This window comes from Bacteroides xylanisolvens XB1A (genome assembly GCF_000210075.1).
GTDB lineage: Bacteria > Bacteroidota > Bacteroidia > Bacteroidales > Bacteroidaceae > Bacteroides > Bacteroides xylanisolvens.
The window spans coordinates 660,624-664,257 of the sequence record NC_021017.1 but is presented as its reverse complement, the minus strand read 5'-3'; the positions used below and the strand labels follow the sequence as shown (position 1 = coordinate 664,257).

4 protein-coding genes and 2 tRNA genes are annotated in these 3,634 nt (G+C 40.3%); 5 read left to right on the top strand and 1 reads right to left on the bottom strand.

The features are described 5' to 3' along the window. The 5 genes from BXY_RS02705 to BXY_RS02685 all read left to right on the top strand — a co-directional run. On the top strand, positions 1 to 985 hold a 985-nt coding region (locus BXY_RS02705), incomplete at its 5' end, for an MFS transporter (protein ID WP_208946732.1). 82 nt (positions 986 to 1,067) lie between these two features. Next, positions 1,068 to 1,871 (top strand): MBL fold metallo-hydrolase, encoded by an 804-nt coding sequence (locus BXY_RS02700; protein WP_008640170.1) that lies wholly within the window; start codon positions 1,068 to 1,070, stop codon positions 1,869 to 1,871. Between the two features lie 89 nt (positions 1,872 to 1,960). Beyond that, a tRNA-Lys gene (locus BXY_RS02695) sits at positions 1,961 to 2,033 on the top strand. A 32-nt stretch (positions 2,034 to 2,065) separates the two neighbouring features. After that, a tRNA-Lys gene (locus BXY_RS02690) sits at positions 2,066 to 2,138 on the top strand. A 72-nt stretch (positions 2,139 to 2,210) separates the two neighbouring features. Further along, positions 2,211 to 2,720 (top strand): HXXEE domain-containing protein, encoded by a 510-nt coding sequence (locus BXY_RS02685; protein WP_015531159.1) that lies wholly within the window; start codon positions 2,211 to 2,213, stop codon positions 2,718 to 2,720. Positions 2,721 to 2,786: 66 nt separating this feature from the next. Here the strand turns inward: BXY_RS02685 and BXY_RS02680 are convergent. Continuing rightward, a partial coding sequence (locus tag BXY_RS02680; RefSeq protein WP_208946731.1) for a glucuronate isomerase occupies positions 2,787 to 3,634 on the bottom strand: 848 nt, incomplete at its 5' end.

The window sequence follows — 3,634 nt, the reverse complement described above, 5'->3', positions numbered from 1 at the left end:
TGTACTTATGGTGGGAGGATCATTTATTAAGTCCATCATTTCTGCATCTGTGGCCAAAGAAACAACGGAGGCAACGCGTGCGCGTGGTTATTCCATCTTTTATATGATGGTAAATGTAGGTGCTTTTACCGGTAAAACAATTATCGATCCTTTGCGTAATGTCATTGGTGAGCAGGCATATATCTATATTAATTATTTCTCCGGTGCGATGACAATTATTGCTTTGCTTGCTGTTATTCTCCTTTATAAATCAACGCACACGGCTGGTGAAGGAAAAAGTCTCCGTGAGATTGGGCAAGGATTTATGCGAATCATCACCAACTGGCGTTTATTGATTCTTATTCTGATTGTTACAGGGTTCTGGATGGTGCAACAGCAACTTTACGCCACTATGCCTAAATATGTGATCCGATTGGCCGGCGAGACGGCGAAACCGGGCTGGATTGCTAATGTGAATCCTTTTGTGGTGGTTTGTTGCGTTAGCTTTATCACACGTTTGATGGCAAAACGCAGTGCGATTACTTCGATGAATGTGGGAATGTTTTTGATTCCTTTTTCGGCGTTGCTGATGGCATATGGAAACTTGCTGGGAAATGATCTTATTACAGGCATGAGCAATATTACCCTGATGATGATTGCAGGTATAGTGGTACAAGCACTTGCCGAATGTTTTATTTCGCCGCGTTATCTGGAGTATTTCTCTTTGCAGGCTCCTAAAGGCGAAGAAGGAATGTATTTAGGATTCAGTCATTTACATTCCTTTCTTTCTTCCATCTTTGGTTTTGGTCTGGCGGGAATTTTGCTTACCAAATACTGTCCGGATCCTGCTTTGTTCGAGACACGGGCGGCATGGGAGGCAGCTAGCGCAAATGCCCATTATATATGGTATTACTTTGCTGCTATTGGTCTGATTGCCGCTGTAGCGCTACTATTATTTGCGAAAATCACCGAATCCATCGACAAAAAGAAGGAATCTTCTCGGTAATTCTATTCTTTTTTATGTATATTTGCCGTCACTTTGCTGTAAAAGTTGACGGCATTTTGCATTTTAATAAAGAGGATAAAACATGAAAGTAAAATTTATAAGCCTGGCGAGTGGCAGTAGTGGGAACTGTTATTATCTGGGTACTGAAACCTATGGAATACTGATAGATGCCGGAATCGGCATACGTACTATCAAAAAAACACTGAAAGATTATAATATCTTGATGGATAGTATTCGTGCGGTATTTATAACGCACGATCATGCTGACCATATCAAAGCTGTGGGTAATCTGGGAGAAAAATTGAATATTCCTGTTTATACAACCGCACGTATTCATGCTGGAATTAATCGTAGCTATTGTATGACGGAGAAATTGAGTTCGTCAGTTCGTTACCTGGAAAAGCAAGAGCCGATGACTTTGGAGGATTTTCATATCGAATCTTTTGAAGTGCCGCATGATGGAACGGACAATGTGGGGTACTGCATTGAAATCGACGGCAAAGTCTTTTCCTTCTTAACGGACCTTGGAGAAATTACTCCTACAGCTGCCCATTATATCAGTAAGGCCCATTATCTGATACTTGAAGCTAACTATGATGAGGAAATGCTCAAAATGGGGCCTTATCCTCAATATTTGAAGGAGCGGATTGCAAGTAAGACCGGACACATGAGTAACTCTGATACTGCGGAGTTTTTAGCGGAAAATATCTCTGAACATTTGCGCTATATCTGGTTGTGTCATTTGAGTAAAGACAATAATCATCCGGAGCTAGCTTATAAAACGGTGGAATGGAAATTAAAGAACAAAGGTATTCTTGTAGGTAAAGATGTGCAACTACTTGCTTTAAAGCGAAATACGCCTTCCGAGCTTTATGTGTTCGAATAAAGACGAAAAAAAGATAGTAAAAAAGCTGCATGATTGTTTGGTCAAATAAAATAAAAGACCTACTTTTGCAACCGCAAACGAGGAATTAAGCACTCTTAGCTCAGTTGGTAGAGCAACTGACTCTTAATCAGTGGGTCCAGGGTTCGAATCCCTGAGGGTGTACAAATTCAAGGTTGCAATAAAAATAATATGTTGCACTCTTAGCTCAGCTGGTAGAGCAATTGACTCTTAATCAATGGGTCCAGGGTTCGAGTCCCTGAGGGTGTACTAAAAAGAGGTAACTAAGGTTGCCTCTTTTTTTGTATATCAATACTTGAATGATAATAAGGAATAAAAACGATGGAATACCTATATTTATTGCCCATAGTATTCATGATTCATGAATTTGAAGAGATAATAATGCTTCCGACATGGTTGGATAAGAACAAGGCTATGTTGTACATGCGCTTCCCTTTTATGAAAGATAAAGTAGATTCTTTGAGTAATGCGCCGGTTTTTGCCTTGACGGTATTGGAAGAGTTTATAATTATATCAGCCTGTACGGTTATGTCAATCTGCATGAATGATTTGACGGCTTGGTATTGTTGTTTGATTGCTTTTGGTTTGCACCTGATAGTGCATATCATTCAGTTTTTGGTAATAAGAAAGTATATACCTGTTATTGTTACATCGGTGTTATGTTTACCGTATTGTATTTGGGTGTTTATTCAGGTTAAAGACTATTATACGCTGAATGAAACATTGCTTTGGGGATTTGTCGGCGTTGTGGTTTGTGTTGTGAATCTACTGTTAATGCATAAGATAAGCCCTGGGTTGTGGAATTGGATGAATGGTAATAATAGAACATAAAAATACCGCTACTCAAAGCATATTCGACTTTGGTAGCGGCTTTTTTATAGTGTAACTACTAATCCGTTAGAACTTGAAGAAGTTCTTAGCATTGTTGTAGCTGATATCTTCAATCATTTGGTTTACGCGTTCCATTTCAGATGCAGGGATTTCTCCGTTCTCTACGTCGCGTCCTACCAAGTTACATAATGTACGGCGGAAATATTCATGACGCGGGTAGGACAGGAAAGAACGAGAGTCTGTCAACATACCTACAAAGCGGCTTAGGAGACCAAGCACAGACAAGGCGTTCATTTGTTTTTCCATACCATCCTTTTGATCGAGGAACCACCATCCCGAACCAAACTGAATTTTTCCCGGGATAGAACCATCTTGGAAGTTGCCCAACATAGTTGCAATCACTTCATTTGCGCATGGGTTCAGGTTATAAAGGATTGTTTTAGTCAATTTGCCATTGGTATTCAGACGGTCAAGGAATTTAGCCATTGCTTTGGCTGTGGTGAATTCACCGATAGAGTCGAAACCGGTGTCAGCGCCCAGTAATTTGAACATCTTGGTGTTGTTATTGCGGATAGCGCCGTAGTGGAACTGTTGAGTCCATCCTTTTTCCCAGTCCATTTCACCGAAGATAACAAGCATGGCCGATTTGAATTTCAGAATTTCTTCTTTGGTCAATTCTGTACCGCCATATACCTTATTAAATATAGCCTTGATTTCAGCATCGGTATAATCTTCTGCGTAGAATTCTTCAATACCATGGTCAGACAAACGGCAACCTTGTTCTGCGAAGAAGTCGTGACGTTTGCGTAAAGCAGCGATCATATCATCAAAATTGGAGATAGTAACACCGCTAACTTCTGCCAGCTTTTCTACATAACTACGGAAATCAGCAGGGACTTCTACAGCCATAGCTT